Raw genomic sequence first — 25,643 nt, 5'->3', positions numbered from 1 at the left:
ATCACATGAATTGGGCGCGGTTCAGCAGATCATAGAAATTGCGCAGCACGGCGGCCTTTTCGGCCTCCGTCGCCAGGCCCTCGACGAACTTGGTGTCGAAATTGGGCTGGCGCAAATGGCTGATGATCTGGTCGCGCACGATGCGCCGGGCCTTCGGGCTGGCCAGCACCTCCGCCCCCGCGAACTGCACCAGGCGGGTGGCGCGCACCCGCAGGCTGGCGGACGGGTCGTCCAACCGTTCGATCACCCGACCGTCGACGATATAGGTTGCCACCAGGTCATCCAGGCGCGCACCCAGCTTTTCGCCCATGTCGCCCGGCAAGGCGTCACCCTCCGTCACCAGGCGATAGAGCGCGGCGCTGGCCTCCATCTTCGGCTTCAGCGGCAGGGTGCGGTCGACCAGATCGTTCAGGCCGCCCACGCGGTTGGCGATCTCCAGGGCCTGGGCGGCGATGCTGGCACCGTCCTTGGCGCCCACGTCCGATCGCGCGAGGCAGGCCAGATAGACCAGCCTCTCCGCCCCCGTGGGCAGCAGTTGCAGCACCGATTCCAGTGCCAGCCGGCGCCCCTCGGCCCCGCCCTGCTCGATAAAGCGGTGATAGCCCATCAGCACCGCCTCGGCCATGGCCGGACCGCCCAGCAGACCGTCGGGCCGCAGCAGGCGGGTGACCAGGTTGCGATACTTGGCGATCTGCTGCAACGGCTCGCCATGCGACAGGCGCTGGGTGCCCCGCACCTGACGGCGCAGGAAATCCAGCAGCACCGCGCGGGTCTCGTTGCCATGGGGCCCCGCCACCCAGCGGCTGATGGCGGCCGTGCAGGGCGGCGACATCTCGATCGCCTGGGGCTCGAACGTGCCGCCGATCAGGTCGATCATGCGGTTCAGGGCCGTCATCAGGTCCGGCTGGCGGCCGAGCATGTCGCGCACCATGTCAGGCGCGCCCAGCACGTCGGCCAGCAGTTGGTCCAGCAGGGCCGCGTCGTCGGCCGGCAGGCTGTCGTCCGACGCCAGGTCGATCAACAGCTCCGCCTTGCCCAGCAGGCCGCGGATGTTCACCAGGTCACGGCAGACGATGACCTTTCCCAGGTAGGCCGCCTCTTCCGCCGCCACGTCCGGGCTGGCGGCCGTGGCCGTGCCCAGGATTTCGTCCACCTGGCGCATGGTGGCGGCGAAGCCGATCTCCTTGGGATACGGGAGGGCGCGGTTGGCCACCGCCTTCTCCGCCCGCTGGCGCAATTCCTCCAGCACGCCCAGGATGACGTCGCGGCGGGCGCGGCTATCCTCACCCGTCTCCTTGCTCTGCAGGACGGCGATGCGGCTGACGGCGTTGGGGACCAGCGCCTCGAAGTTCAGGACGCGCTTGGCCTCGCCGGCGTTATGCAGCAACTCGGACGCGGTGACGCCTTTCTCATCCAGATACTGGCGCAGCACGCGGGAGATCAGCACCCGGCTGTCGAAGGCCAGGTACTCCTGCGGCATCTTGCAATAGTGCGCCTCCTCCACCGGAACCGGGGCGATGGGGCGCTTGGGTTCCTGTCGGTATTCCGTGTGGATGATGGTGTCGACGGTTTCCCCGCCACGGCCGGGGCGCACGAATTCGCGGATGATACGCACACCGGTGCGGTTGGGCAGGATGCGCGCGGCCAGCGCCCGGGCATCCTCCTCCTTGCGGCAGATCTGCTCGGTGATCCAATGGTCGTCCTTCAGGTATTGCACCTCGAAGGAAACGCCACGCGGCTCACTCAATGGCGGCGGTCTGTCCGCCTTGTCCCGCAGCAATCCCAAGACCATCGCCCGCCCCGACCGGCAATAGCGCCCGCGGGACGGGGAAGCCCCTTCCCCGTCCGCGCCAGGCCATCTTCCGGCCCGTTGGCAGCCCCGCCACTAAGCCGAACGCACCACCGATGTATGGATGCTGTGCGTCAGGGTGACGCGGCCCAATCAGGTAGTCAACCGAATGATGTATGCCGAGTGGGTGAGGGAACGCTTTTTTTCCCCGATTGAACAGGGCGTTAACGCTCCGGCTTGCCCTTCGTCCAGGTGGGGTTGGCGTTGAACAGCGGCACCGTGGAAATGGCCATCTTGGCTGACGCGTCCTTCACCTGGCGGCTGTAGACGACGTAGATCAGGGTGTCGTTGGCCCGGTCATAGATGCGCCGGACGGCGATGGACTTGAAGATGAGGCTCTTGCGCTCGGAAAACACCTCCTCGCCATGCTTGGAGGTGTCGATCTTGCCGATGACGATGGGGCCCGTCTGCCGGCAGGCGATGGAGGTGTTGGACGGGTCCTCGAACCAGTTGCCCTTGCGCAGCCGGTCGATGACGCTGCGCGAGAAGCTGACGATGTGGCAGGTCACGCCCTGGATGTCGGGGTCGGGCACCGCCTCCACCGTCAGCTCGTTGCCCGTCCAGTCGTTGCTGAACGACCCCACCTCGTCGGCGCGGGCGGCCCCCGCCGCCAAGCCGGCGAGCGTCAGGGCCGCGGCGAGCAACAGGCGCCTCAATTGGTCAGGTCTTCCATGGTCTGGCGGACGATCTGCACGATCTGCCCGCCACGGCCGGCCACGTCGAAGCCGGCAGCGCTGCTGATGACCGACAGCTCGATCTCCGTCGTGGGAGCGTAACGGGCGATCTCCGCCGTAACCGCGTTGGACAGAACCTCTTCCCTGTCGATGCCCAGCGATTTGGCGACCTCGGTCCGCCAGCTGTTGAGGGCGGAGATGATGGCCGATTCGATCTGGGCGGTTTCCTCCTTGCGGCGCAGGTCCCGGTACTGGACCAGCACGCGCCAGGCCCCGTCGGCATAGGCGGTGTCGATGCGCGAAACCTCCACCGTGCGCAGGAACGAGGCCAGGCGGGTCTCGTCCTCGTCATGCGTGGCGTCACGGATGGAGAAGGTGCGGATTTCCAAGGTCATGCGCTATCCCGGTCAGAGGGCCCGGAGGGGTCCGCCCGGCACCGGGCCGGCGGGCCACATCCATGGATATCCGGCAATATAACCGAGGCACGGGCGCTTGACAGGGGGCTGAGGCACCGCCGCGATGGTTTTTCGGGGTGGACTTGCGGATTTTCGCCTCGCGCGCGCCTGTGGATTTCACTATCACCAGCCCGATCGTTCGCTGGCCGACGGGTCCCCACAGGCCCCGGCGTCCCAGCGGACGGTCCCCTTCCGTCGCCGCTGCCAAGGAAAACGACCCATGCCCACGATCCACGTTATCGATGCCGATGGCGCGGAGCACGTCATCGAGGGGGATATGAAGGCCTCCGTGATGGAAAACCTGTGCGATCACGCCCTGCCGCTGGACGCCGACTGCGGCGGTTCCTGCGCCTGCGCCACCTGCCACGTCCTGGTGGACGCCGATTGGGCCGCCCGCCTGCCCGAACCCAGCCTGGATGAGCAGGCCCTGCTGGAGGAGGAGCCGACCTACCAGCCCGGCCGCTCGCGCCTGTCCTGCCAGATCGACTTCAGGTCCGAGCTGGATGGCTTGCGCCTGACCTTGCTGCCGCGCCGTTGAGGTCGGTGACCGCGTAAAGACAAAGGGCGCTGGTGATCCCTCACCAGCGCCCTTCGCATTCATGGGGTCGGTCGACCTCAGGCCTTCTTGGCCAGCACCCGCTCAGACGCCAGTTCCGCCAGGATGCTCCAGCGGGACAGCGAGATGAAGTGGGAATAGACCAGGCCCAGGTAGCCGCGCTTGCGCCAGTCCAGGAAGACGTCGTCCGGCAGCTCGTTGAACTTCTTCTCATCGATGATGGTGAAGCCCGTGAGGGTCATGCGGCTGTTGTCGTGCGACAGCGTCAGGTCCAGGCGCTGTTCCACCAGCAGGCCGCGGTCGTGCAGTTCCTTGCAGAAGGCGCTGGTGGCAACGGCGGACTGGTTGAAGGTGGCGCAGAAGTTCAGGGCGTCGTTGCCGGCGGCACCGGCCTTGTCGCCCTCGAACAGGGGGACGTCGCCGTCCGGCCCCACCAGGTTGGCATCCTCTTCCAGGCACAGCACCAGGCGCTCGCGGTCCGGCGTCTCCATCATCAGGAAGGGGTAGCGGCGGACATAGGCCGGGATCGGCGTGTTCTTGCGCCAATTGCCCTCGCCGTCCACGAACAGGTTCTCGTCCGGGCGCACGCCGGTCAGAACCACTGCGGCCGGGTTGTTGCCCAGGGTGAAGACGATGGGGTAGTGGCCGTTGAGGGAGATAAACTCCTCGCCCACAATCGGGATGGCGTTGGCGTTGGCGGCGTAAGAGAATGTCCGCTGCTGCTTAAGCTTCCAGTCCCCGTGACGGCTGATATCGACGGGAACGGGCTCCCGGTAGAACGGAGGCATCTGGCCGGCTTCGGAATTGGCGGCGGCGGCGTCGGTCATGGCGAAAGGTCCTGGTTTACCGGTTAAATTCAAACTGACCGGGAATTGGACCCTGATGTGTGCGCCCTCTCCCCCGACAGGATGGGCTCTGGAGTGCCGGAATTGTATGCGTGAGTCAACAGCCCCGCGACCCAGCCATGACTTGGACGCGTGACGAACTGTGACAAGTCCGGCTTTGCGCCGCCCCTGTCAGCGATTGCGCAGCGTGGCTTTCTTGCGCTGGGCGCCCACTTCCTGCTCGCCCAGCCAGATGACCAGCGTGGCGGCGCCGGAAATGATCTGCAGCACCTTCTCGGCTTTGGCCGGCATGCGGATCTTGCGCGTCATGCAATAGCTCACCAGCGCCGCGGCCACCTCCATCTCGGCGAAGGTCGCTTCGTGCATCTTGCCGTAATCGTCCTCGATGGGAAGCTGCACGGTGATGGGCGGCCCCTCGACGATGACGGGATCCTTCACCATGCCCACGGGCAGCTTGCGATTCAGGCGCCCCGTGAATTCCACGATCGCCGTCATCAGCTCCCGTTCGGTGAAGCTGATCGCGCGCAGCTCCTGCATGCCCCGTCCCCTCGGATACCCCTGCCCCTGATTGGGGCAGGCGGCATCATATAGGCGGGCCGACACCCAAGTCACCCCCACCGTAAGGATCATAATCATCCTGATTCACAACGAAAAAGGCCGGTCGCCCACCCGGGCGCCGGCCTTTTCCGTCATGGTCTTCGAGACCTCAGGCGACCTTGGCCATGCCCTTGGCGCGGCCGGCGGCCAGGCGTTCCCGCGCCATCTGGTCCGCCACCTCGTTGGTGGGGCGGTCCTCGGCGTCGGCGCGGCGGAAGATGTCCGCCAGCGTGCCATGGATGGCCTCCACCTTCGCCAGGATGGCTTCCTTGCTGTAGGTGCCCCCGACCTCGCCTGCGACGTTGATGATGCCGCCGCCGTTGATGACGTAATCGGGGGCGTAGAGCACACCCAGGGTCCGCAGCTGCCGGCCGATGGCGTCCACCGCCAGCTGGTTGTTGGCGCCGCCGGCCACCACCTTGGCCTTCAGCTGGGGCAGCGACTGTTCGTTCAGCACGCCGCCCAGGGCGCAGGGGGCGAAGACGTCGACGTCCTGGGCATGGATGACGGAGGGGTCCACGGCCGTGGCGCCGTGGCGGTCGACCACCTGCTTCGCCTGGTCGGCGAAGATGTCGCTGACGACCAGGACGGCGCCGTCATCGGCCAGGCGCTGGCACAGGTGGCTGCCGACATTGCCCAGGCCCTGCACGGCGACGCGCACACCCTTCAGGCTGTCGGTGCCCAGGCGGTGCTTCACGGCGGCTTTGATGCCCAGATAGACGCCATAGGCGGTGAAGGGCGACGGGTCGCCGCTGGCGGCGGCGCCGTGGTTCAGGCCGGCTACATGCTTGGTCTCGCGGCCCATGACCTGCACGTCGGCCACGGTGATGCCCACGTCCTCCGCCGCGATGTAACGGCCGCCCAGGCTTTCCACCATACGGCCGAAGGCGCGGAACAGGGCGTCGGACTTGGCGGTCTTGGGGTCGCCGATCAGCACCGACTTGCCGCCGCCCAGGGGCAGGCCGGCCATGACGTTCTTGTAGCTCATGCCGCGCGACAGGCGCAGGACGTCCTTCACGGCGTCGGCCTCGGTCGCGTAAGGCCACATGCGGCAGCCGCCGCAGGCGGGCCCCATGGTGGTATCGTGGACGGCGATGATGGCCTTGAGGCCACTCTCCGGGTCACGGCCGAACAGGACCAGCTCGTGATTGTCGAAATCCGGAGCGTCGAACAACATGGGGGCACTCTCCTGCCTGGGGCCCGGGACCATGGCGCCGGGCCGGTGATCCGGCCCGTTCGCATGCGGCGGGGGCGGAACTGTCTGCAGGACGAAGCTTAGGGGCGGGACCTGGGCCGGGTCGATTTCGTTGTTTTATTGCGCAGCGCAGCTTTGGCGAACGCTGGGGCGTCCGCCGTGCAATGTCCTGTCGCGCCGCTGGTGCCGCGACTGGAATTCCGCCGGAATCGGGTCGCGGTGGGCTGGAAATTGCCGGCTCAGCGCCCGACGCGCAAGCCCGGCGGACGGCTGGGGCGGGCGGCGGTCTCCCCCAGGCGGGGCATGACGCGGCCATCGGGCAGGCGCGTGTCCTCCCCGCCCAGCGACGGCTCACGCCGGACATCGCCCGGCCGGCCGCGCTTGGCCGCCTTGCGGCTGGGGCGGCGGCCGCTCCACCACCAGATGCCGGCCATCAGGGCCAGCAGGGCGCCGACGAAACCCAGCAGGGCGTTGCGCGCCCAGTCCGGCGCAGTGATCTCGGTCGGCGCCTGCTCCGGCGTGTCGCCGGTGGACTGTGTCTCCACCGCGATGCGGCCGGCGCCGGTGGTGCTGGTGGCGTCCTGGCCCGGGGCCGGCTGAGCATTCGACGTCCCGCCAGGGCGCTGGGTGACGGACGGCGGGGACAGATCGGCCGGCGTCCCCGACGATGCCGCGGGGCCCGGGTTGCGCGAAACGCTCAGCACTGTGCTTTCCTGGGCCTGGCCGCCTTTCTCCACCCCCACGGCGGAGCGGGCGGCCTTGGGCTGCACATCCTCTTCCTTCAGGCGCGGCTGCGAGGCCCTGGCGCGGCTGGTGGGGTCGGCCAGGTTGCCGACCGTCTTGTCCACCGGGCGGCCTTCCATCATGCGGGCGATGGTGTCCTGGTCCAGCTTGCCGGTGACCTTCAGTCCCTCGGCCTTCTGGTATTGCCGCAGTGCCGCAATGGTAGGCGGGTCCATGCGCGAGGAGGCGCGGCCCTCATACAGCTCTTTTTCCTTCAGGATGTTCTGAGCCCACTGGATGGTGGCGCTGTTGGGCTCGCCACCGTTGGTGTCAGCCGGAGCGGCCAGCGCCAGGCCGGCGCCCGCCGTGGTCAGCATCACCGCCGCGATGGCAGAGGCGAACAAGGGCCGGCGGGCGTCGAACATCGTGAAACTATCCTCTTTCCAGGTCACGTCACGGCAGGGGAAACTTCGGATCAGCGTGTTACAATTCACGCCACTTTGCCATGCGCATTTTAGCCGCCGGCCCCCGTGCATGCTGCATTGCGTCCAAACGAAGTGGGTATCTCTGACGGCGACTTTGGAGGCGCCTGGCGACAACCGCCCCAAAATCATCCGCCATTGTGTGAAAATAAAGGCATCGGGGACCATAACGTTCCCCGGTCGGAAGCCAGACAAGACAACGAACCAAGACAACAAACGGAAAACGCCGATGACTGCGCACCCAGAGGCCGAGAGCTGGCCACTTGAAGACACGCCCACCCTGGACCGTGGCGTGCTGACCGCCCACATCAACGACTTGGGGGCGGACCTGGTGCGCCAGATTGCGGAGAAGTACCTGGACGACGCGCCGGCCAGCGTGGCGGCGGTGCGTGCGGCCCTGGAGGCGCAGGACCTGCCCCTGCTGCAGAAGCTGATCCACCGCCTGGGTGGCGGCGCGCAGACCGTGGGGCTGGCCGCCCTGTCGGCCCAGGCCCGCAAGGCGGAGCACGCGTTGCGCCAGGGCCACAACGACGAAGGCATCCGCGAGGCCACCCGCCTGCTGGCCCGGGTGGGCAGCGACCTGGCCGTGCTGGACGAATTTCGTGCCAGTCTGAAGGACTGATGCGTGCGGCATTTGATCGTAACCGCTCAAATGCCCCCTCAGGTGCCGGGCGGCCACATCCGTGGCCTTGGCTTATCCTCGATTTCCAGTCCGCCTTCGGCTCCCCGGAAATCTCCGGCACCCGCAGTCGCGGGCTACAGCGGCGCGAGGCGCATCTCGTGCCGCTGGCATCACAGCTCCGTCGCAGCCTCATAACGAAACGGGCCCGATCCAGCCGGATCGGGCCCGTGGCGTTTCAGACTCCGTCGCGGGGATTACGCCGGGCCGGTCACGTCGGCGCCCAGGCGATAGCCCAGGCCCTTTTCCGTCAGGATCAGGCGCGGCTGGGCGCCGCCGTCGTTCATCTTGCGGCGCAGGCGGCTGACCAGCACGTCGATGGTGCGGTCGCTGGGATTGCGGTCAGTGCCGCTGACCGCGTCGATCAGCTGGTCGCGCGTCACCACCCGGCCGCCGGAACGGACCAGCAGGGCCAGCAGTTCGAACTCGCCCCGCGTCACCCGTACCTCGACACCCTGAGTGTCGATCAGGCGGCGACGGGCGAGGTCGATGGTCCAGCCGCCGAAACGGCGCACGGTACCCTCGGCCCGGCGCATCTTGCTGGGATGGGTGCGGCGCAGCAGGTTGCGCGCCCGGGCCAGCAGCTCACGCGGGTTGGGCGGCTTGGTCACATAGTCATCGCCACCGGTTTCCAAACCGAAGACACGGTCGTCCTCGTTGGCGCGCCGGGTGACGATGATGATGCCGACGTTGGAAATCTCGCGTATGTCGCGGGCGATGGAGAAACCATCCTCGTCCGGCAGTTCGATGTCCAGCAGCACCAGATCGGGGGGTTGCCGGATGATGGCTTCCCGCGTCTGCTTGCCATTGGCCGCCTCGGCGATCATGAAACCGGCCTGATGAAAGTATCCCGCCAGCAAGGCCCTGGTCGCCGGCTCGTCCTCAACGATCAGGACCAGCGGCGCTTCCACACTCTCCGTCATGACTCTTCCAACCCCCCTGCCGGCCATTGCCCCAAATGCACCGCCGGACGTTGGCGACAGAATGTCCCTCACGGGCCGCCAACGCAAGTCCCTGGCGAACCAAGGCTGTGCGGCGTTCCTATAGGGAAAATGGCCAGGGCGGAATCGGGAAAACCTCCCCCAAAAGAGCGAGGCGGACACTCATGGCCAGTCGCCACAAGTGCCCGCCCCGCCCGAACCCCGTCATCCAAGGGTAATCAGGACCCGAGTCTTGGCCCGAGTCTTGACTATCCGGCGCCGTGACTGGTCAGCCGCCCAGGCCCAGCAGGTCGGCGTTGCCACCGAAGGCGGTGATGTTCACGGTCAGCGTCTTCTCGGTGGCGAAGCGCAGCAGATAGTGCGGGCCGCCGGCCTTGGGACCCGTGCCGGACAGGCCGTGGCCGCCGAAGGGCTGCACGCCGACGACGGCGCCCACCATGTTGCGGTTGATGTAGGTGTTGCCGCAGTTCAGGCGCTTGAAGATCTCCTGCGCCCGGCCTTCCAGGCGGCTGTGCACGCCCAGGGTCAGGCCGTAGCCGGTGGCATCGATGTCGGCCAGCACCTGGTCCAGGCTGTCGGCCTTCCACCGCACCAGGTGCAGGATGGGGCCGAACACCTCGCGCGGCAGCCGCTTCAGGCTGTCGATCTCATAGAGGCGCGGCCCAAAGAAGGTGCCGTTGGGGAGGTCCGCGCCCGTGGGGCAGGCGTGGACCAGCTTGGCCTCGCGGTCCATGCGCTCGCCATGGGCCACCAGAATCTTGCGGGCGTCCTCATCGATGATGGGGCCGACGTCGGTGGCGAGATCCAGCGGGTCGCCCAGGGTGATCAACTGCATGGCGCCCTTCAGCAGGTGCGCCATCTGGTCGGCCACGTCGTCCTGCACGAACAGGACGCGCATGGCGGAGCAGCGCTGGCCCGCCGATTGGAAGGCCGAGGTGATGCAGTCGTCCACCACCTGCTCCAGCAGGGCGGTGCTGTCGACGATCATGGCGTTCTGGCCGCCGGTCTCGGCGATCAGGGGGACGATGGCGCCGTCCCGGGCGGCCAAGGCCCGGTTGATCAGGCGCGCGGTTTCGGTGGACCCGGTGAAGGCCACGCCGCCGATGCGGGCGTCGGCCACCAGGGCCGCACCCACCGTCTCGCCATCGCCCGGCAGCAGGTGCAGGATGTCACCCGGCACGCCGGCCGTGTGGAACAGGCGCACGGCGCGGGCGCCCACCAGGGTGGTCTGCTCCGCCGGCTTGGCCGCCACGGCGTTGCCGGCGGCCAGGGCGGCCGCCACCTGACCGGTGAAGATGGCCAGCGGGAAGTTCCACGGGCTGATGCAGACGAAGGTGCCGCGGCCATGCAGCGACAGCTCGTTGCTTTCGCCCGTCGGACCCGGCAGGCGGGTGGGCGCGCCGAACTGCTTGCGGGCGAGATCGGCGTAGTAGCGGCAGAAATCCACCGCCTCGCGCACCTCGGCCACGGCGTCGCCCCAGGTCTTGCCCGCCTCGCGGATCAGGATGCCCAGCAGGGCCGGCGTGTCGGCCTCCAGCGCGTCGCCCATGGCGTCCAGGATGCGGGCGCGCCCCTCGCCGCCCAGCGCGTCCCAGCCCGGCTGGGCCTGGGCGGCCAGCGCCAGGGCGCGGTCGATATGCTCGGCCGTGGCGTCGGCGGTGGTGCCCACGGTGCGGGTGTGGTCGGACGGGTCCAGCACCGGGCGGGCCTTCTGGCCGGCCAGATCCTGGCCGCCGACGATGGGGCCGGCCGTCCAGGCCTGGGCCAGGGCGGCGTCGATGCCGGCGCGCAAGCTGCGCACCGTGGCCTCGTCCGTCAGGTCGACACCGCGGGAGTTGGCGCGGTCGTCACCATAGAGCTTGTCGGGGGTCGGGATACCGGCATGGCGCAGCACGGGCAAAGCCTCCAAAAGGGCGATCGGGTCGGCAACCACCTGGCTCACCGGAATGGCCGGGTCCATGTAGGCGTTGACGAAGTTGCTGTTGGCGCCGTTCTCCAGGAGACGGCGGACGAGATAGGGCAGCAGGTCCTCATGCGTGCCGACGGGTGCGTAAATGCGCACGCGCGGCACGTCCTTCAGACGGTCGCGGGCGGCGGCGTACAGCAGGTCGCCCATGCCGTGCAGGCGCTGGAACTCCAGGTCGCGGTTGTCGCCCGCCAGGTGCAGGATGGCGGCGATGGTGTAGGCGTTGTGGGTGGCGAACTGCGGGTAGATCGCGTCCTTGGCCGCCAGCATCCGCCGCGCGCACACCAGGTAGCTGAGGTCCGTCGCCGCCTTCTTGGTGTAGACGGGATAGTCGGCGTGGCCCTGGGTCTGGGAGAACTTGATCTCCGTGTCCCAATAGGCGCCCTTCACCAGGCGCACCATCAGCCGGCGCCCGGCGGAACGGGCCAGCGCCGCCAGCCAGTCCACCAGATGGGCGGTGCGCTTCTGATAGGCCTGGATGGCCAGGCCCAGGCCATTCCAGCCGGCGAGGTCGCCATCGCGCGCCAGGGCCTCCAGCAGGTCCAGCGAGATGTCCAGGCGGTCCGCCTCTTCCGCATCGATGGTCAGGTTGATGTCCCAGCGCTTGGCGGCCAGGCACAGATCCTTCACGCGCGGCAGCAGCTGGGCCATGACGTCGGCGCGCTTGGCGAAGACATAGCGCGGATGCAGGGCCGACAGCTTGATGGAGACGCCGGGGGCGGCGTAAGGGCCACGGCCCGCCGCCGCCTTGCCCACCGTGTCGATGGCGTTGAGGTAGGAGGCCTGGTAGCGGTCCGCCTGTTCCCAGGTGCGCGCCCCCTCGCCCAGCATGTCATAGGAATGGACGGTGCCTTCCGGCTTCGCCTTCTTCGCTTCCGCCACCGCCTCGGCAATAGTGCGGCCCATGACGAAGTGTTCGCCCATGACCCGCATGGCCTTCATCATGGCGGCGCGGATGACGGGCTCGCCCGAGCGCTGAACCAGGCGGCGCAGCAGGCCGGGCGCGTCACCCTGCTTCTTGGTGTCGACCTCCACCACCCGGCCGGTCAGCATCAGGCCCCAGGCGGCGGCATTGACGAAGGCGCTGTCCGACTGGCCCAGATGCTGGTCCCACTGCCCCTTCATGATCTTCTCGGCGATCAGCCGGTCGGCCGTGGCCGGATCGGCGATGCGCAGCAGGCATTCGGCGATGCACATGAGGGCGATGCCCTCCTGGTTGGACAGGCCGAACTCCTGCATGAAAGCGTCCAGGGGCCCCAGTTCCGACCGGCGGGCGCGGGCGGCGTTGACCACGTCCACCGCCTGGGCGTCAATCGCCCGGCGTTCCTCCGCCGTCAGGCCGTGCGCCGCCAGCAGGGCGCGCACCGCCGTCTCCTCATTCAGATGTTTGGCCCGGCGCAGGGCCGCGCGGGGACCGTCAAGGTCGGGCGTGGCCGGGGAGGGAGAGCTGGACGGGGCGGTCGCCTGGTACATGACACTGCCTGGGGCTTGGGTGGGGCGATAATGTCGCGGATTATGGCGAGATCACCGGCATATTTCCCGCCGATTTGCGCAATTTTTCAGTATATCATCCGGCGAAGACGCCCTTCGGACGATGAAAATATGACCCGCCAAACCGCCGACCAGTTGGACCGCATCGACCTGAACATCCTGCGCATTCTGCAGGAGGATGGGCGCCTGTCGAATGTGGAGCTGTCCCGCCGCGTGAACCTGTCCCCCACCCCCTGTCTGGAGCGGGTGCGGCGCCTGGAACGCGACGGCTATATCCAGGGCTACGCGGCACGGCTGGACCCCGAACGGCTGGGCCGCAGCCTGATGGCCTTCATCGAGGTGCGGCTGGACCGGACCAGCCCCGACGTCTTCAAAATCTTCGCCGACGCCATCGCCCCCATGGACGAGATCCAGGAATGCCACATGGTGGCCGGCGGCTTCGACTACCTGATCAAGGTGCGGGTGGCCGACATGGCGGCCTACCGCGCCTTCCTGGGCGACAAGCTGTCCAGCATCCCGGGCGTGGCCCAGACCCACACCTATATGGTGATGGAGGAGGTGAAGTCGACGGCGGCCATACCCGTGCCGGTGCGGTAGGGTGATGGCATGTATCCATTAAGCCTTCAGGGGCGCGTGACGCACCAGCGAAGGGCGGCGGACATTGAACAAGAAGCCTTCAGGCAGGTGACAATCAGCCTGGAGACCCGGAAAATGGCCGTGACCAGGGAAGGCGCCACGCTTTCCTTCTTCAGCATTCCAGCTTTGCGGTGGAACACCGATCTTTTCAGCGGCTTCGAGAATGGTACGGTCAGCTTGCATGAGGTTGCGGACAACCGACTGATCCTCCGCTATGCCCTTCAGGCTTGTTGAGGGCTGGCTTCCTCTTCAAGGTTTCAGCAGCCCTGTCCATGGCGACCCACGCCCCGTTCTTCCTTTTAACGGCCATTTTGTATGGTCTCAATTATCTGAGCACGCGTATTCGCCTGCGGCTGTTCCTCAAGAGAGCGTTCAAAACGTTGTGAGGATTATAGCTTCCCCAACTTTGCCAGCACATGGACGCGCGTCCCGACGGTTCATGGTCTGGCGAGATAATTGTCTTTGGTTGTATTTTCCTTGATGGCGCCAATGCATAACGGCATTTTTGGCAAATAAATCATATGTGGGGTAGCGAAGATGGCGTTGATCCAGTGCGAGGATTGTGGCCGCGATGTCTCCGACCGGGCACCAGCTTGCCCCAATTGTGGTTGCCCCATCGCCGCTGCGGATATCGCCGCCACCGAAGCCCCGACCACGGTCACCGTTTCTGGCGATAAGTTCATCGGCACCAAGGCCTTGCTCATCAAATTGTCGGTCAAAGCGATCCAGTCATTGAACTATAAAGTCGATGCCGCGGACGAGACATCAGGCTTGGTATCGTTCACGACGGGGATGACCTGGGGTTCCTGGAGCGGTGTTTCAGGCTCCATTTATTTCGACGAAGTGGAACCGTTCCATTTCGAAGCCTCGGGCAACGCCAAACAGAACGTGAAAGGGCGGCAGATCGCCGCCTTCGACATTGGGGGCGAAGCAAAAGGCAAGGTGGATAAGGTTATCCAGGAAATGCGCCTACTCGCCAGTCGTTGAGCCACCCCGCCATTCCCTCCGCCGCCGCCACCGCCCCGCTGAAGCAGGCTTGCAGCAGATAGCCGCCGGTGGGCGCTTCCCAGTCCAGCATTTCCCCCACGGCGAAGACACCCGGCAGGCGGCGCAGCATCAGGTGATCGTCCAGTTCGGTCAGCGTGATGCCGCCGGCGGTGGAGATGGCCCGATCCATAGGGCGGATGGCGGCCAGGGTGATGGGCAGGGCCTTGAGGCGCTGGGCCAGCGCGGACGGGGTGGCGAGATCGGCGGGCGGGACGCCTTCCCGCAGCAGGGCGGGGATCACGCCCTCCAGCCCCAGGGCCTTGCGCAGGCGGTTCTTCAGGCTTTCCGACGGCGGCGCCTTGGCCAAACGCGCCGTAATGGCGGCCAGGTCCAGGTCGGGCTTGAGGTCGATATGCAGCACCGCCTGGCCGTCGCGGGCGATCGCCTCCCGCAGCGGCGCGCCCAGGGCGTAGAGGGCGCCGCCCTCCAGGCCGGTGCGGGTCACCACCGCCTCCCCCCGGCTGGTCTGGCCGGCGAAGGACAGGGCGATGCGCTTCAGGGGCTGCCCCTCCGCCCGCTCGATGAAGGCGGGGGACCAGGCGACGTCGAAGCCGGCGTTGGCGGCGCGGAAGGGGGCGAGGTCGATGCCCTTCGCCGCCAACAAGGGCGCCCAGCCGCCGTCGGAGCCCAGGCGCGGCCAACTGGCGCCCCCCAGGGCCAGCAGGGTGGCGTCCGCCGCCACCGCCAGCGGCCCCTCCGGCGTGTCGAAGGCCAGCGCGCCGTCGTCGGTCCATCCGGTCCAGCGGTGACGGGCCTTCAGCGTCACGCCCAGCCCATCCAGCCGGCGCAGCCAGGCGCGCAGCAGGGGGGAGGCCTTGAGGCCTACGGGGAAGACGCGGCCGCTGCTGCCCACGAAAGTTTCGATACCCAGGCCGTGCACCCAGGCGCGCAGGTCGTCCGGCGTGAAGCGCCTGATCCACGGCGCCACCACCGCCGCCGCCGCGCCATAGCGGGTGAGAAAGCGGTCCAGCGGTTCGGAATGGGTGATGTTCAGGCCGCCGCGCCCGGCCATCAGGAACTTGCGCGCCGGTGAGGGCATGGCGTCATAGACGGTAACGGCGATGCCCTTCCCGGCCAGCGCCTCAGCCGCCATGAGGCCGGCGGGGCCGGCACCGATGATGGCCACCGCCGGGCGCCCCCGCCCCTCTTGCCCTGCCGTCTGCGGCACCGCTCAACCCTTCCATAATGATCTCAGGCGCTTCTAGGCATGGGCGCCCGCCGCCGTCAATCCGCACCACCACAAAAGCACATGGCGCCTGCACTCGACGCATCACATAAAGACATCTTTATGTTTGCATCTGTATCCCCAGATGACTAGGGTGGCGAACATTGTTACCTGGAACATACCCGGCGCCCTTATGCCGGTGGAGTACGCGATCATGGCCCTGACCCGTTCCGAACGTTTGGCCCGCCTGCCGGACCTGCTGAAGCAGCGCATCCTGGTGCTGGACGGCGCCATGGGCACCATGATCCAAGGTTACAAGCTGGATGAGGCCGGCTATCGCGGGGAGCGGTTCAAGGACTGGCACCGCGACGTGCGCGGCAACAACGACCTGCTGAACCTGACGCAGCCGCAGATCGTGCGGGAAATCCACCAGCAGTATTTCGACGCCGGTGCCGACATCGTCGAGACCAACACCTTCAACTCCACCAGCATCAGCCTGGCCGATTACGGCATGGAGGATCTGGCGTACGAGTTCAACAAGGCCGGCGCCGCCCTGGCCCGCGCCGCCGGCGACGCGCTGGAGGATGCGGACCCCACGCGCCCGCGCTACGTCGCCGGTGCCATCGGCCCCACCAACCGCACCGCGTCCATCAGCCCGGTGGTGACCGACCCCGGCTTCCGCAATGTCGACTTCGATGAGCTGCGCACCGCCTACCGCACCCAGGTGGAGGGCCTGATCGACGGCGGCGTCGACATGCTGTTGGTCGAGACGATCTTCGACACGCTGAACGCCAAGGCCGCCCTGTTCGCCGTCGACGAGGTGCTTGAGGAAAAGGGGCTAGAACTGCCGGTCATGATCTCCGGCACCATCACCGACCGCTCCGGCCGCACCCTGTCCGGCCAGACGACGGAGGCCTTCTGGAACAGCCTGCGCCATGTGAAGCCGCTGAGCATCGGCCTGAACTGCGCGCTGGGTGCCGACCTGATGCGCCCCTATGTTCAGGAACTGAGCCGCGTCGCCGACACTTACGTCAGCGCCCATCCGAATGCCGGCCTGCCCAACGAGTTCGGCGGCTATGACGAGACGCCGGAGCAGATGGCCGACGCGCTGGGCCACTGGGCCAGCGACGGACTGGTGAACATCGTCGGCGGCTGCTGCGGCACCACCCCCGTGCATATCCGCGCCATCGCCGAGGCGGTGAAGGGTATCACCCCGCGCCCGCCCGCCGACCGCCCGGCGCGCATGCGCCTGGCCGGGCTGGAGCCGTTCGAGATGCCGGCATTCTAAACCACCCATCCAGACCCAGGCGCCCCGCCCCTCGTTTCGCTTCCGGAATCAGCCGCCATGACCCAGCCCCGCACCGCCATCTTCATCAATGTGGGTGAGCGCACCAACGTCACCGGATCGGCCAGGTTCAAGAAGCTGATCCTGAACGGCGACTATGAGGCGGCCCTGGCCGTCGCCCGCCAGCAGGTGGAGGGCGGCGCCCAGATCATCGACGTGAACATGGACGAGGCCATGCTGGACAGCGAGGCCGCCATGGTCCGCTTCCTGCGCCTGATCGCCTCGGAACCGGACATCGCCCGCGTGCCGGTGATGATCGACAGTTCCAAATGGAGCGTGATCGAGGCGGGGCTGAAGAACGTCCAGGGCAAGGCCATCGTCAATTCCATCAGCCTGAAGGAAGGCGAAGAGGCCTTCATCGCCCAGGCCAGAAAGGTGCGCCGCTATGGCGCCGCCGTGGTGGTCATGGCCTTCGACGAGAAGGGCCAGGCCGACACCGAGGCGCGCAAGGTGGAAATCTGCCGCCGCAGCTATGACGTGCTGGTGAACAAGGTGGGCTTCCCGCCGGAAGACATCATCTTCGACCCCAACATCTTCGCCGTCGCCACGGGCATCGAGGAACACAACAACTACGCCGTCGACTTCATCAACGCCACGCGCCGCATCCGCGCCGAGCTGCCGGGCGCCCACGTCTCCGGCGGCCTGTCCAACGTCTCGTTCAGCTTCCGCGGCAACGAAACGGTGCGCCAGGCGATGCATGCCGTGTTCCTGTACCACGCCATCGCCGCCGGCATGGACATGGGCATCGTCAACGCCGGCGAGCTGCCGGTGTACGAGGATATTCCGGCCGAGCTGCGCGAGCGGGTGGAGGATGTCATCCTCAACCGCCGCGAGGACGCCACCGACCGCCTGCTGGAAGTGGCGGAGAAGTACAAGGGCGGCGGCGCCAGGAAGGAGGCTGACCTCAGCTGGCGCCAGGCGCCGGTGAACCAGCGCCTGACCCACGCCCTGGTCCACGGCCTGACCGACTGGATCGACGAGGATGTGGAGGAGGCGCGCCAAGCCGCCGACCGCCCCCTGTCGGTCATCGAAGGCCCGCTGATGGACGGCATGAACGTGGTGGGTGACCTGTTCGGCGCCGGCAAGATGTTCCTGCCCCAGGTGGTGAAGTCGGCCCGCGTCATGAAAAAGGCCGTGGCCTACCTGCTGCCCTACATCGAGGCGGAGAAGGACGGGGCCGCCAGCCGCAGCAATGGCAAGGTGCTGCTGGCCACGGTGAAGGGCGATGTGCACGACATCGGCAAGAACATCGTCGGCGTCGTTCTGCAATGTAACAACTACGAGGTCGTGGACCTGGGCGTCATGGTGCCCTGCGCCAAGATCCTGGAGACGGCCAAGCAGGAGAAGGCCGACATCATCGGCCTGTCCGGCCTGATCACCCCGTCGCTGGACGAGATGGTGTTCGTGGCCAAGGAGATGCAGCGCGAGGGCTTCGACCTGCCGCTGCTGATCGGCGGCGCCACCACCAGCAAGGTGCACACGGCGGTGAAGATCGACCCGGCCTACCAGGGCCCCGTCGTCCACGTCATCGATGCCAGCCGCGCGGTGGGCGTGGCCGGCAACCTGATCAGCCTGGCGGCCAAGGGCGACTACACCCAGGGCGTGAAGGGCGATTACGCCCGCATGCGCGAGGCCCACGCCCGCGCCCAGGCTGGCCGCGCCCGGCTGCCCATCGCGGACGCCCGCGCCAACCGCGCCAAGTTGGACTGGGCCGCGTATGAGGCGCCGCAGCCGCTGAAGCCCGGCCTGACGGTGTTCGAGGATTACGACCTGGCGGAGCTGGTGTCGCGCATCGACTGGCGCCCCTTCTTCCAGGCCTGGGAACTGGCCGGCACCTTCCCCGCCATCCTGGAGGACGCCGTGGTGGGCGAGGCGGCGCGCAACCTCTACGCCGACGCCCAGGCCATGTTGCAGCGGATCGTCGGCGAGAAGTGGCTGACGGCCCGCGCCGTGGTCGGCCTGTGGCCCGCCCACACCGTGGGCGACGACATCGAGGTCTATGCCGACACCAACCGCACGACGGTGACGGCCACGCTACATACCTTGCGCCAGCAGATGGCGCGCGAGGCCGGCCGTGATCGCCCGCATCTGGCCCTGGCCGACTTCGTGGCGCCCAAGGAAACGGGCGTGGCCGACTGGATCGGCGGCTTCGCCGTCACCGCCGGCATCGGGCTGGAGGAACGCGCCAAGGCCTTCGAGGCGGCGCATGACGATTACAGCGCCATCCTGCTGAAGGCCCTGGGTGACCGCCTGGCCGAAGCCCTGTCGGAACGCCTGCACGAGCGCGTGCGCACCGAACTGTGGGGCTATGCCGCCGGCGAGGACCTGAGCAATGAGGACCTGATCGCGGAGAAGTACCGGGGCATCCGCCCGGCCCCGGGCTACCCCGCCTGCCCCGACCATACGGAGAAGGGCATCCTGTGGCAGCTGCTGGACGCGGAGAAGAATGCCGGCATCACGCTGACCGAGAGCTACGCCATGACCCCCACCGCCGCCGTCAGCGGCCTGTATTTCGCCCACCCCGACGCCAAGTATTTCGGCCTGGGCAAGGTGGAGCGCGACCAGGTGGCGGACTATGCCGCGCGCAAGGGCATGGACATGGCCACCATGGAACGCTGGCTGGCCCCCAACCTGAACTATGAGCCCACCGCCGCCGGAGACGTGGCGGCGGCGTGAGGCTGCGCCCCTTGTCCGGCTAACCCTCCGGCCAAATGTCGGTTTGGCGGTAGGCGCAGTTATAGCCCCACACCTTGCCGTCCCAGGTGAGGCGCCCGTCACTTGGGCCGCCGTCGAAATCACCCTCACCGGCGGAGTCGAAGCGTTGGGCGAAGGCCGCACGGATATCGGGCCGGCAGTCGCCCGCGCTGGTGAGGGACCATAGGGTCGCCGGCCGTCTGGTGTTCCACACGATGGGTGAACCGGTGCCGGTGGTCGCCGCCGGTTCCGGCGCCGGCCGGTCAATCCGGCGTACGGAGGAAATGGCCTGGTCCAGGCCGATGCGGGACAGGTCGTTGACCACGTCCCAAGCCCTGACCGTCTCACAGTCACGATAGCCGGCGTGGCGGCACACCTCCCACGTTCCGCCCGTGACCGCCAGGGACCGCGCCCGGTCGTTCCAACCGTCGCCGGCCAGGTTCTCGGTATCCTCTTCAATATCGAGGGTACTTCCGCCCCGGTCCTGTCCCGAATACAGGATGACCATGGCGTCGTATGCCCATGCGGTCCCGGGCAGGGTGGCACCCAACATCAGGCCCGCGGAAATCAGCAGCCGCGCGGTGACCCCTGCCATTCCCATCCCCCATCATCACTGCCAGATGTTGATCTGCTCCGGCGTGCAGCGATAGTGCCAGCGATCCCCATTCCAGAAGATGCGGCCTTCCCACTCCTCACCCCGGAAATTGACGTCGCCCGGCGGGCCGAAGCGCTGGACGAAGGCGTCATAGATGCGGCGGCGGCAGTCGCCCATGGGCGGGGGGCCGTCCCGCCGGTCGTCATTCCAGGTGACGCCACCACCATAACTGGGCGGTGGGGGCGGTGGCTGGTCATAGGCCGGCGGGCCCGAGGGAGCATTGTTCCAGGTGATGCCGCCGCCATAACCGGGCGGTGGGCCGTATGAGGGCGGGGGCGGCGGGTCGTAGACGGGCGGCGGAGGCGGTTCCGGCTGGTAGTAGCGGCCATCGATCTGCCGGGCGGAGGAGACGGCGTTGTACAGCCCGATCTCGCCCAAATCGCCGATCCGGGTGCCGCGCCCCACGCGCTTGCAGTTGCGGAAGCCGGAGTCCTTGCACACCTCCCACTCGCCCGAGCGCACGATCATGGATTTGGCGCGGTCGTTCCAGCGCCCCATGTCGGCCAGGTTTTCCACGCCGTCGCGGATGGTCAGCGCCTCGCCCCGGAAGAAGGCTTCGGAGTACAGGGTGATTTCCCCCGCCAGCGCACCGCCAGCGGTCATCAGGGTGCCGGCCAGCACGGCCGCCCCCATCACTCGGTGCATCAATCGTGTCATGACGGTCCACCCTGTCGTCCGGACCAGCGGGCGTGCCCGCCGGATCAAGTCAGTACCGGCCCAATTCCTTGCAATCATCGTTTGCAAGAATGCCTGCCGGCGGATTTAACCTAAAGCCACGAGAATGGCGAGCCCGTGGCGACGCGGTGGCATCATCCGGATTTTGGGACCGCGACTGCGGGTTCGCGATTTCGGGCACGCTCAGACGGCCTTAGGCGCCCGTACCCCCAGCATATGGCAGATGGCGACCGTCAGGTCGGCGCGGTTGAGGGTGTAGAAATGGAAGTCCCGCACCCCTTCCCGTTCCAGCCGCAGGCACTGCTGCACGGCCACGGTGGCGGCCACCAGTTGGCGGGTTTCCGGTTCCGCGTCCAGGCCGCCGAACAGCTCATCCATCCAGGCGGGCACGGCGCAGTTGCATTTGGCCCCCAGTTCCACGGCGCGGCCGAAGTTGGTGATGGGCAGGATGCCCGGCACGATGGGGATGTCGATGCCGGCCGCCGCCACCGTGTCGCGGAAGCGCAGGAACCGGTCGGTGTCGAAAAAGAACTGGCTGATGGCGCGGGTGGCGCCGGCGTCCACCTTGCGGCGCAGATTGTCGATGTCGGCGGCGGCGCTGGCGGCCTCGGGATGGGTTTCGGGGAAGCAGGCCACGGAGATTTCGAAGTCCGCCACCCGCTTCAGCCCGGCCACCAGGTCGGTGGCGTAGGCGTAGCCGCCGGGATGGGGCTGGTAGCCGCTGCCGCCCAGGCCGCCACTGCCGTCCGCCGCCTGGGGCGGGTCACCACGCAGCGCCACGATGTGGCGGATGCCGGCGTCCCAATAGGCGCGCGCGATGGTGTCGATCTCTTCCTTGGTGGCCGCGACGCAAGTCAAATGGGCGGCGGCCGGAATGCCCGTCTGCTGCTGGATGGCGGTGACGGTAGCGTGCGTGCGTTCACGCGTGGAGCCACCGGCACCGTAGGTGACCGAGACGAAGGCCGGTGACAGCGGTGCCAGGCGGCGGATGGCCTGCCACAGCGTCTGTTCCATCTTTTCCGTCTTGGGCGGAAAGAATTCGAAGCTGACGCGCAGGTCCCGCGGCACTGTCACCAGTGGCTCCCCCCCGCCCAGTTGGCGGGCCAGGGGCGTATCGGCGGCGGTCTCGGTCACGGCGGTCTCATTCGCGGTGGTCATGGCTTTTCTCAGCGTCTTCGGGGCAATCAGGCGGGCCGCTGGCCGGACCACAGGGTCACGGTCAAGGGGGTGCCGGGCAGGTGCACAGGTTGGGCCGGCGTCAGGCCGGCATGGCCGAACCACTGCGCCATTTCGGCGTCCGTGAAGCCCAGGCGGCGGTGGGCATGATCGGTCCGCAGGTTCTCCAGGTCATGGCTGGTGAAGTCGACCACCACCACACGGCCGCCGGGGCGCAGCACGCGCGCGGCCTCCACCAGCACCTCCTGCGGGTCCTCGGCATAGTGGAGCACCTGGTGGACGATCACCATGTCTTGGCTGCCGCTGGGGACGGGCACCTGGTACATGTCGGCCAGCCGCACCTGCACATGGCGCAGGCCCGCCTTTTCCAGATTGGCCCGCGCCACCGCCAGCATTTCCCGCGAAGCGTCAATGCCCAGGGCGCGGGTGACATGGGGGGCGAACAGCTCCAGCATGCGGCCGGTGCCGGTACCGATGTCCAGCAGGTCGCCGATGCCGCCGCCCGGCACCAGGGCCAGCAGCGCCTGTTCCACCTCGCGCTCGGGCACGTGCAGGCTGCGCACCTCATGCCAGCGGGCGGCGTTGTCGCGGAAATACTGGGCCGCCGTTTCCTGCCGCGCGCGTTTGATCTGGTCCAGCCGCTCCAGGTCCAGCGCCAAGCCGGGGTCGTCCGCCGGGATGGCGTCCACCAGAGTCCGCGCCAGTTCTGCCACCGCCCCCCGCTCCGCCAAGCGATAGTAGGCCCAGATACCTTCGCGGAAGCGGTCCAGCAGCCCCGCATCGCACAGCAGCTTCAGATGCCGCGACACGCGCGGCTGGCTCTGCCCCAGGATCTGCGTCAGTTCGCTGACCGTCAGTTCGCCATGGGCGCACAGGGCCAGCAAGCGCAGGCGCGTCGGCTCAGCCGCCGCCTTCAGGGCCCCCAGCAGAAAATCCATGGTCCAACGATCCCCATGCCACCGCAGTCTAGGGGATCATTTGTACATATAAAGATGTCTTTATGCGAGAGAATAATGACAACGATACGAGACGACCAACGCGCCACACGGGTGACGGGCAAGGCGGTATAATGGCCTACATCCCAGCGCCGGCCCGAAAACGTGGGTGCGCCACCCCGCTCGTCCGCCCCACTCGTTCGATGGCCGACCCCTATATCGAAGGTCAGATAGAAAATGGCCCCACCTTGGCCCACCTCTTAGTGGCGCCTGGATTTGGCCACAAAGTATGCCAATCATTCATCAATAACCAACTTAACCGTGGGTTGACGCATGCGCCTGATGTCGCCGATCCCGCAGGGCGGGCCCTTGGTTTCTTTCATGCCGACATGGCTCCTTGCGAACCGGCGGCGGCGATTGGCCCCCGCATTACTTGCGGTGGGGATGCTACTGGGCGTCTCGGCCTGTGCCCACAATCCCGATGGCACGCCCCAGCACCCGGCCCTCGCGGGGCCCGAGGCTAACGACCCGTTGGAAGGCATGAACCGGGGCATCTTCTGGTTCAACGACCAGGTGGACCAAGCCGTGCTGCGCCCCGTGGCCCAGGCCTACCGCTGGGCCATCCCGCCGGCGCTGCGCGACGCCGTGTCCAACGTGCTGAACAACGTGCGCTCCCCCCTCACCCTGGCCAACAACCTGCTGCAGGGCGACTGGGATGGCGCCGGCGTGACCGTGGAACGCTTCGTCATCAACTCCACGGTAGGCATCGGCGGCCTGGTGGACGTGGCCGCGGCCAATGGCATCCCCTATCATTACGAGAGCCTGAGCCAGACCTTCGCCGTCTGGGGCATAGACGAGGGGCCCTACCTGGTGTTGCCCTTCCTGGGCGCCTCATCCGTCCGCGACGCCGTGGGCTTCGGCCTTGAAGCATGGGGTGACCCGGTCACCCGCGTGTCCAGCAACACCAACAATGACTGGGCCAACTATACCCGCGTGGGCCTGACGGTGCTGGACGTGCGTTCGACCTATTTCGAGGCGCTGGACGATTTGCGCAAGAACAGCGTCGACTATTACGCCGCCATACGCGCCGCCTACCGGCAGCAGCGTGATGGCTATGTCCTGAACGGCAAGGCAGATCCGCGCCAATACCCCAGCATTCCCGACTACTCCCAGAACCCTGACCCGTAATAGAAAGGCGCCGGGCTCCGGGGATCACCGGCATCGGTCGGGTGTTGAAACTGTACTGCCCCGCCGTGACACCCATCACTGCATCCGTTCCCGTCCCCGACAGACTGTCCTGACACACGAAGAGATCAACAAGGCCATGACCAACATGCTGACGCGCCGCACCCTTTTGCTCGGCACCGCCACGATGGGCCTTGCCCTGTCCCTGGGCTTGCCGCTCGCCACCCCCGCCCAGGCCGCCGCGGATGCCGGTGCCGCCGTGAAGTTCGTCCAGGGCCTGGGCGACAAGGCCATCGGCGTCCTGTCCAAGCCTGGCGCCTCGAAGGCGGAGGTCCAGTCCACCTTCACCCAACTGCTGCAGCAGAACTTCGACCTGCAGACCATCGGCCGCTTCGTCCTGGGCCGCTACTGGAACGTCGCCAATGACGCCCAGCGCCAGGAATACATGAAGCTGTTCCAGACCATGATCGTCTCGGTCTATTCAGAGCGCTTCAGCCAGTACGCGGGCGAGACCTTCAAGGTCGGCGCCGCGCAGCCGGATGGCGAGAAGGATGCCATCGTCAACAGCCAGGTGGTCCGTTCCAACGGACCGGCGGTGAACGTCGATTGGCGCCTGCGGTCCAAGGATGGCAGCTTCCGCATCATCGACGTGGTGGTGGAAAACGTCAGCATGAGCCTGACCCAGCGGTCGGAGTTCGCGTCGGTGATCGAAAGCCATGGCGGCGACTTCAACGCCCTGCTGGAAGCCCTGCGCGACCGGATTCAGAAGGCCAACGCCGGCGTGGCCCAGTAAAGGCCGGCATCCGAGAGAATTGGCAGTTGGAATGGCGTCCCGAGGCAACGACCCCGGGGCGCCATTTTCTTTTGGCGCGGGGCGCCGTAGCCTTCCGTCATGCTTAGGGAATGGATCGCCAGCCGGCTGACGCTCTGCTCACCCGCCGCCCGGCGGCTGGGCTATCATCACGAGTCCGCCGCCATCACGGCGCGGGCCCGGCGCCAGCGCGTCGCGTGGGCGTCCCATCTGGCCAACAGCCACCGCGCGGTGGCGCAGGCGGCACAGCGCTTCGGCCGGGGCGGCACCCTGCTGGTGCTGGGGTCCGGGCCATTGCTGGACCTGCCGCTGGACATCCTGACGCCCCGCTTCGGCCGCATCATCCTGGCCGACATCGCCCACGGGCCGGAAGCCCGGTGGCGCGCCTGGCGCGATCCCAAAATCACGCTGGACCTGGTGGATCTGACGGGGACGGTGGCCGACATCGTTGCCGGCCGGCCACTGAATCCCTATTGCGACGCGTACGCCGACACAGCACCGGACCTGGTTCTTTCCCTGAATCTGGCCTCGCAGTTGCCGCTGGCGGCGCGCAGCCTGGTGGCGGCGCAGGACGGGGAAACGGCGGCCGATGTCCTGGCGGCGGACATCGTGCGGGCGCACCTGGACCATGTCGCGCGCCTGGCCGCACCGTGCCTGATCCTGGCGGATGTGGAGCGGCGGTGGCTGGACGGCCAAGGCCGCATCCAAAGGGTCGAGGACCCCTTGTTCGGCCTGACACTGCCGGGGGAGCCGCTGGCCACCTGGCCATGGACCGTCGCGCCCGCCGGTGAAATCGCCCGAGACCAAGGCTTCGAAACCACCGTCGCGGCCCACCTGCTGCCGGCGCCCCCTCCGCCTTAAGGTGA

Annotated in this window: 24 protein-coding genes; 10 read left to right on the top strand and 14 right to left on the bottom strand. The window is 67.4% G+C overall.

Annotated features, from left to right (window positions below; translation table 11 throughout):
- Position 1 precedes the first annotated feature (1 nt).
- The 3 genes from Y958_RS04245 to Y958_RS04235 form a co-directional block, all read right to left on the bottom strand.
- Positions 2 to 1,747: a hypothetical protein gene (locus Y958_RS04245; RefSeq protein WP_244909368.1), complete on the bottom strand. Its 1,746-nt coding sequence runs from the start codon at positions 1,745 to 1,747 to the stop codon at positions 2 to 4.
- A gap of 266 nt (positions 1,748 to 2,013) precedes the next feature.
- Positions 2,014 to 2,505, bottom strand: coding sequence for a CreA family protein (locus Y958_RS04240; protein ID WP_088871025.1), 492 nt, complete (start codon positions 2,503 to 2,505; stop codon positions 2,014 to 2,016).
- A complete protein-coding gene (locus Y958_RS04235; RefSeq protein WP_088871024.1) occupies positions 2,502 to 2,918 on the bottom strand; it encodes an HRDC domain-containing protein in 417 nt (138 codons plus the stop codon). The genes Y958_RS04240 and Y958_RS04235 overlap by 4 nt, the downstream gene beginning before the upstream one ends.
- 280 nt (positions 2,919 to 3,198) lie before the next feature.
- On the opposite strand from Y958_RS04235, the gene Y958_RS04230 reads away from it, so the two are divergent.
- Positions 3,199 to 3,516: a 2Fe-2S iron-sulfur cluster-binding protein gene (locus tag Y958_RS04230; protein WP_088871023.1), complete on the top strand. Its 318-nt coding sequence runs from the start codon at positions 3,199 to 3,201 to the stop codon at positions 3,514 to 3,516.
- A 77-nt stretch (positions 3,517 to 3,593) separates the two neighbouring features.
- Here the strand turns inward: Y958_RS04230 and Y958_RS04225 are convergent, their stop codons facing one another.
- From Y958_RS04225 to Y958_RS31840, 4 genes are all read right to left on the bottom strand, one after another.
- Complete coding sequence (locus tag Y958_RS04225; RefSeq protein ID WP_050897851.1) at positions 3,594 to 4,361, bottom strand: SapC family protein; 768 nt, start codon at positions 4,359 to 4,361, stop codon at positions 3,594 to 3,596.
- Between the two features lie 189 nt (positions 4,362 to 4,550).
- Positions 4,551 to 4,916, bottom strand: a complete 366-nt coding sequence (locus Y958_RS04220) for a hypothetical protein (protein WP_088871022.1) — start codon at positions 4,914 to 4,916, stop codon at positions 4,551 to 4,553.
- A 169-nt stretch (positions 4,917 to 5,085) separates the two neighbouring features.
- Positions 5,086 to 6,153, bottom strand: a complete 1,068-nt coding sequence (locus tag Y958_RS04215; protein WP_088871021.1) for a Glu/Leu/Phe/Val family dehydrogenase — start codon at positions 6,151 to 6,153, stop codon at positions 5,086 to 5,088.
- Positions 6,154 to 6,410: 257 nt separating this feature from the next.
- Positions 6,411 to 7,319 (bottom strand): peptidoglycan-binding domain-containing protein, encoded by a 909-nt coding sequence (locus tag Y958_RS31840; protein ID WP_186291255.1) that lies wholly within the window; start codon positions 7,317 to 7,319, stop codon positions 6,411 to 6,413.
- Positions 7,320 to 7,605: 286 nt separating this feature from the next.
- On the opposite strand from Y958_RS31840, the gene Y958_RS31835 reads away from it, so the two are divergent.
- The gene (locus Y958_RS31835; RefSeq protein WP_186291254.1) at positions 7,606 to 7,998 is read left to right on the top strand and encodes an Hpt domain-containing protein; all 393 of its coding nucleotides are present in this window, start codon (positions 7,606 to 7,608) and stop codon (positions 7,996 to 7,998) included.
- 254 nt (positions 7,999 to 8,252) lie between these two features.
- On the opposite strand, the gene Y958_RS04200 is transcribed toward Y958_RS31835, so the two are convergent.
- Positions 8,253 to 8,978, bottom strand: coding sequence for a response regulator transcription factor (locus tag Y958_RS04200; protein WP_004273058.1), 726 nt, complete (start codon positions 8,976 to 8,978; stop codon positions 8,253 to 8,255).
- Positions 8,979 to 9,264: 286 nt separating this feature from the next.
- Positions 9,265 to 12,435, bottom strand: coding sequence for a bifunctional proline dehydrogenase/L-glutamate gamma-semialdehyde dehydrogenase PutA (gene putA / locus Y958_RS04195; protein ID WP_088871019.1), 3,171 nt, complete (start codon positions 12,433 to 12,435; stop codon positions 9,265 to 9,267).
- A 129-nt stretch (positions 12,436 to 12,564) separates the two neighbouring features.
- Here putA and Y958_RS04190 point away from each other — a divergent pair, with 129 nt between their 5' ends.
- The 3 genes from Y958_RS04190 to Y958_RS32120 all read left to right on the top strand — a co-directional run bounded on the left by Y958_RS04190 (position 12,565) and on the right by Y958_RS32120 (position 14,076).
- Complete coding sequence (locus tag Y958_RS04190) at positions 12,565 to 13,050, top strand: Lrp/AsnC ligand binding domain-containing protein (protein WP_040843736.1); 486 nt, start codon at positions 12,565 to 12,567, stop codon at positions 13,048 to 13,050.
- Positions 13,051 to 13,059: 9 nt separating this feature from the next.
- Complete coding sequence (locus tag Y958_RS04185) at positions 13,060 to 13,323, top strand: hypothetical protein (protein ID WP_088871018.1); 264 nt, start codon at positions 13,060 to 13,062, stop codon at positions 13,321 to 13,323.
- A gap of 303 nt (positions 13,324 to 13,626) precedes the next feature.
- A complete protein-coding gene (locus Y958_RS32120; RefSeq protein ID WP_088871017.1) occupies positions 13,627 to 14,076 on the top strand; it encodes a hypothetical protein in 450 nt (149 codons plus the stop codon).
- Here Y958_RS32120 and Y958_RS04175 read toward each other — a convergent pair.
- Positions 14,042 to 15,304, bottom strand: coding sequence for a TIGR03862 family flavoprotein (locus Y958_RS04175; protein ID WP_281288777.1), 1,263 nt, complete (start codon positions 15,302 to 15,304; stop codon positions 14,042 to 14,044). The genes Y958_RS32120 and Y958_RS04175 overlap by 35 nt on opposite strands.
- A gap of 211 nt (positions 15,305 to 15,515) precedes the next feature.
- Between Y958_RS04175 and Y958_RS32115 the strand changes: the two genes are divergently transcribed.
- On the top strand, positions 15,516 to 16,589 hold the full coding sequence (locus Y958_RS32115; RefSeq protein ID WP_211098528.1) for a homocysteine S-methyltransferase family protein: 1,074 nt from the start codon (positions 15,516 to 15,518) through the stop codon (positions 16,587 to 16,589).
- 57 nt (positions 16,590 to 16,646) lie between these two features.
- On the top strand, positions 16,647 to 19,322 hold the full coding sequence (metH, locus tag Y958_RS04170; RefSeq protein WP_211098527.1) for a methionine synthase: 2,676 nt from the start codon (positions 16,647 to 16,649) through the stop codon (positions 19,320 to 19,322).
- A 19-nt stretch (positions 19,323 to 19,341) separates the two neighbouring features.
- On the opposite strand, the gene Y958_RS04165 is transcribed toward metH, so the two are convergent.
- The 4 genes from Y958_RS04165 to Y958_RS04150 all read right to left on the bottom strand — a co-directional run bounded on the left by Y958_RS04165 (position 19,342) and on the right by Y958_RS04150 (position 22,784).
- On the bottom strand, positions 19,342 to 19,935 hold the full coding sequence (locus Y958_RS04165) for a beta/gamma crystallin-related protein (protein ID WP_186291253.1): 594 nt from the start codon (positions 19,933 to 19,935) through the stop codon (positions 19,342 to 19,344).
- A gap of 15 nt (positions 19,936 to 19,950) precedes the next feature.
- A complete protein-coding gene (locus tag Y958_RS04160) occupies positions 19,951 to 20,652 on the bottom strand; it encodes a beta/gamma crystallin-related protein (protein ID WP_186291252.1) in 702 nt (233 codons plus the stop codon).
- 201 nt (positions 20,653 to 20,853) lie between these two features.
- Positions 20,854 to 21,684, bottom strand: a complete 831-nt coding sequence (gene metF / locus Y958_RS04155; protein WP_244909413.1) for a methylenetetrahydrofolate reductase [NAD(P)H] — start codon at positions 21,682 to 21,684, stop codon at positions 20,854 to 20,856.
- A gap of 170 nt (positions 21,685 to 21,854) precedes the next feature.
- Entirely contained in the window at positions 21,855 to 22,784 is a 930-nt protein-coding gene (locus Y958_RS04150; RefSeq protein ID WP_088871012.1) for an ArsR/SmtB family transcription factor, read from the bottom strand.
- 441 nt (positions 22,785 to 23,225) lie between these two features.
- Between Y958_RS04150 and Y958_RS04145 the strand changes: the two genes are divergently transcribed.
- The 3 genes from Y958_RS04145 to Y958_RS04135 all read left to right on the top strand — a co-directional run bounded on the left by Y958_RS04145 (position 23,226) and on the right by Y958_RS04135 (position 25,638).
- Positions 23,226 to 23,969 (top strand): MlaA family lipoprotein, encoded by a 744-nt coding sequence (locus Y958_RS04145; protein ID WP_088871011.1) that lies wholly within the window; start codon positions 23,226 to 23,228, stop codon positions 23,967 to 23,969.
- A 136-nt stretch (positions 23,970 to 24,105) separates the two neighbouring features.
- Entirely contained in the window at positions 24,106 to 24,759 is a 654-nt protein-coding gene (locus Y958_RS04140) for an MlaC/ttg2D family ABC transporter substrate-binding protein (RefSeq protein WP_211098526.1), read from the top strand.
- A 99-nt stretch (positions 24,760 to 24,858) separates the two neighbouring features.
- Positions 24,859 to 25,638, top strand: a complete 780-nt coding sequence (locus Y958_RS04135; RefSeq protein WP_088871010.1) for a hypothetical protein — start codon at positions 24,859 to 24,861, stop codon at positions 25,636 to 25,638.
- The last annotated feature ends 5 nt before the right edge of the window (positions 25,639 to 25,643 follow it).

It is taken from the genome of Nitrospirillum viridazoti CBAmc (assembly GCF_000730165.1).
Classification (GTDB): domain Bacteria; phylum Pseudomonadota; class Alphaproteobacteria; order Azospirillales; family Azospirillaceae; genus Nitrospirillum; species Nitrospirillum viridazoti.
The sequence above is the reverse complement of the archived record's forward strand: the minus strand, read 5'-3'. Positions and strand labels throughout refer to the sequence as shown.

Bases quoted from the DNA above. Each gene is read 5' to 3' on its own strand.
- Y958_RS04235 (WP_088871024.1), bottom strand. From the start codon at position 2,918: ATGACCTTGGAAATCCGCACCTTCTCCATCCGTGACGCCACGCATGAC.
- Y958_RS04230 (WP_088871023.1), top strand. From the start codon at position 3,199: ATGCCCACGATCCACGTTATCGATGCCGATGGCGCGGAGCACGTCATC.
- Y958_RS04225 (WP_050897851.1), bottom strand. From the start codon at position 4,361: ATGACCGACGCCGCCGCCGCCAATTCCGAAGCCGGCCAGATGCCTCCG.
- Y958_RS04220 (WP_088871022.1), bottom strand. From the start codon at position 4,916: ATGCAGGAGCTGCGCGCGATCAGCTTCACCGAACGGGAGCTGATGACG.
- Y958_RS04215 (WP_088871021.1), bottom strand. From the start codon at position 6,153: ATGTTGTTCGACGCTCCGGATTTCGACAATCACGAGCTGGTCCTGTTC.
- Y958_RS31840 (WP_186291255.1), bottom strand. From the start codon at position 7,319: ATGTTCGACGCCCGCCGGCCCTTGTTCGCCTCTGCCATCGCGGCGGTG.
- Y958_RS31835 (WP_186291254.1), top strand. From the start codon at position 7,606: ATGACTGCGCACCCAGAGGCCGAGAGCTGGCCACTTGAAGACACGCCC.
- Y958_RS04200 (WP_004273058.1), bottom strand. From the start codon at position 8,978: ATGACGGAGAGTGTGGAAGCGCCGCTGGTCCTGATCGTTGAGGACGAG.
- putA (WP_088871019.1), bottom strand. From the start codon at position 12,435: ATGTACCAGGCGACCGCCCCGTCCAGCTCTCCCTCCCCGGCCACGCCC.
- Y958_RS04190 (WP_040843736.1), top strand. From the start codon at position 12,565: ATGACCCGCCAAACCGCCGACCAGTTGGACCGCATCGACCTGAACATC.
- Y958_RS04185 (WP_088871018.1), top strand. From the start codon at position 13,060: ATGTATCCATTAAGCCTTCAGGGGCGCGTGACGCACCAGCGAAGGGCG.
- Y958_RS32120 (WP_088871017.1), top strand. From the start codon at position 13,627: ATGGCGTTGATCCAGTGCGAGGATTGTGGCCGCGATGTCTCCGACCGG.
- Y958_RS32115 (WP_211098528.1), top strand. From the start codon at position 15,516: ATGGCCCTGACCCGTTCCGAACGTTTGGCCCGCCTGCCGGACCTGCTG.
- metH (WP_211098527.1), top strand. From the start codon at position 16,647: ATGACCCAGCCCCGCACCGCCATCTTCATCAATGTGGGTGAGCGCACC.
- Y958_RS04165 (WP_186291253.1), bottom strand. From the start codon at position 19,935: ATGGCAGGGGTCACCGCGCGGCTGCTGATTTCCGCGGGCCTGATGTTG.
- Y958_RS04160 (WP_186291252.1), bottom strand. From the start codon at position 20,652: ATGACACGATTGATGCACCGAGTGATGGGGGCGGCCGTGCTGGCCGGC.
- metF (WP_244909413.1), bottom strand. From the start codon at position 21,684: ATGGAACAGACGCTGTGGCAGGCCATCCGCCGCCTGGCACCGCTGTCA.
- Y958_RS04150 (WP_088871012.1), bottom strand. From the start codon at position 22,784: ATGGATTTTCTGCTGGGGGCCCTGAAGGCGGCGGCTGAGCCGACGCGC.
- Y958_RS04145 (WP_088871011.1), top strand. From the start codon at position 23,226: ATGCTACTGGGCGTCTCGGCCTGTGCCCACAATCCCGATGGCACGCCC.
- Y958_RS04140 (WP_211098526.1), top strand. From the start codon at position 24,106: ATGACCAACATGCTGACGCGCCGCACCCTTTTGCTCGGCACCGCCACG.
- Y958_RS04135 (WP_088871010.1), top strand. From the start codon at position 24,859: ATGCTTAGGGAATGGATCGCCAGCCGGCTGACGCTCTGCTCACCCGCC.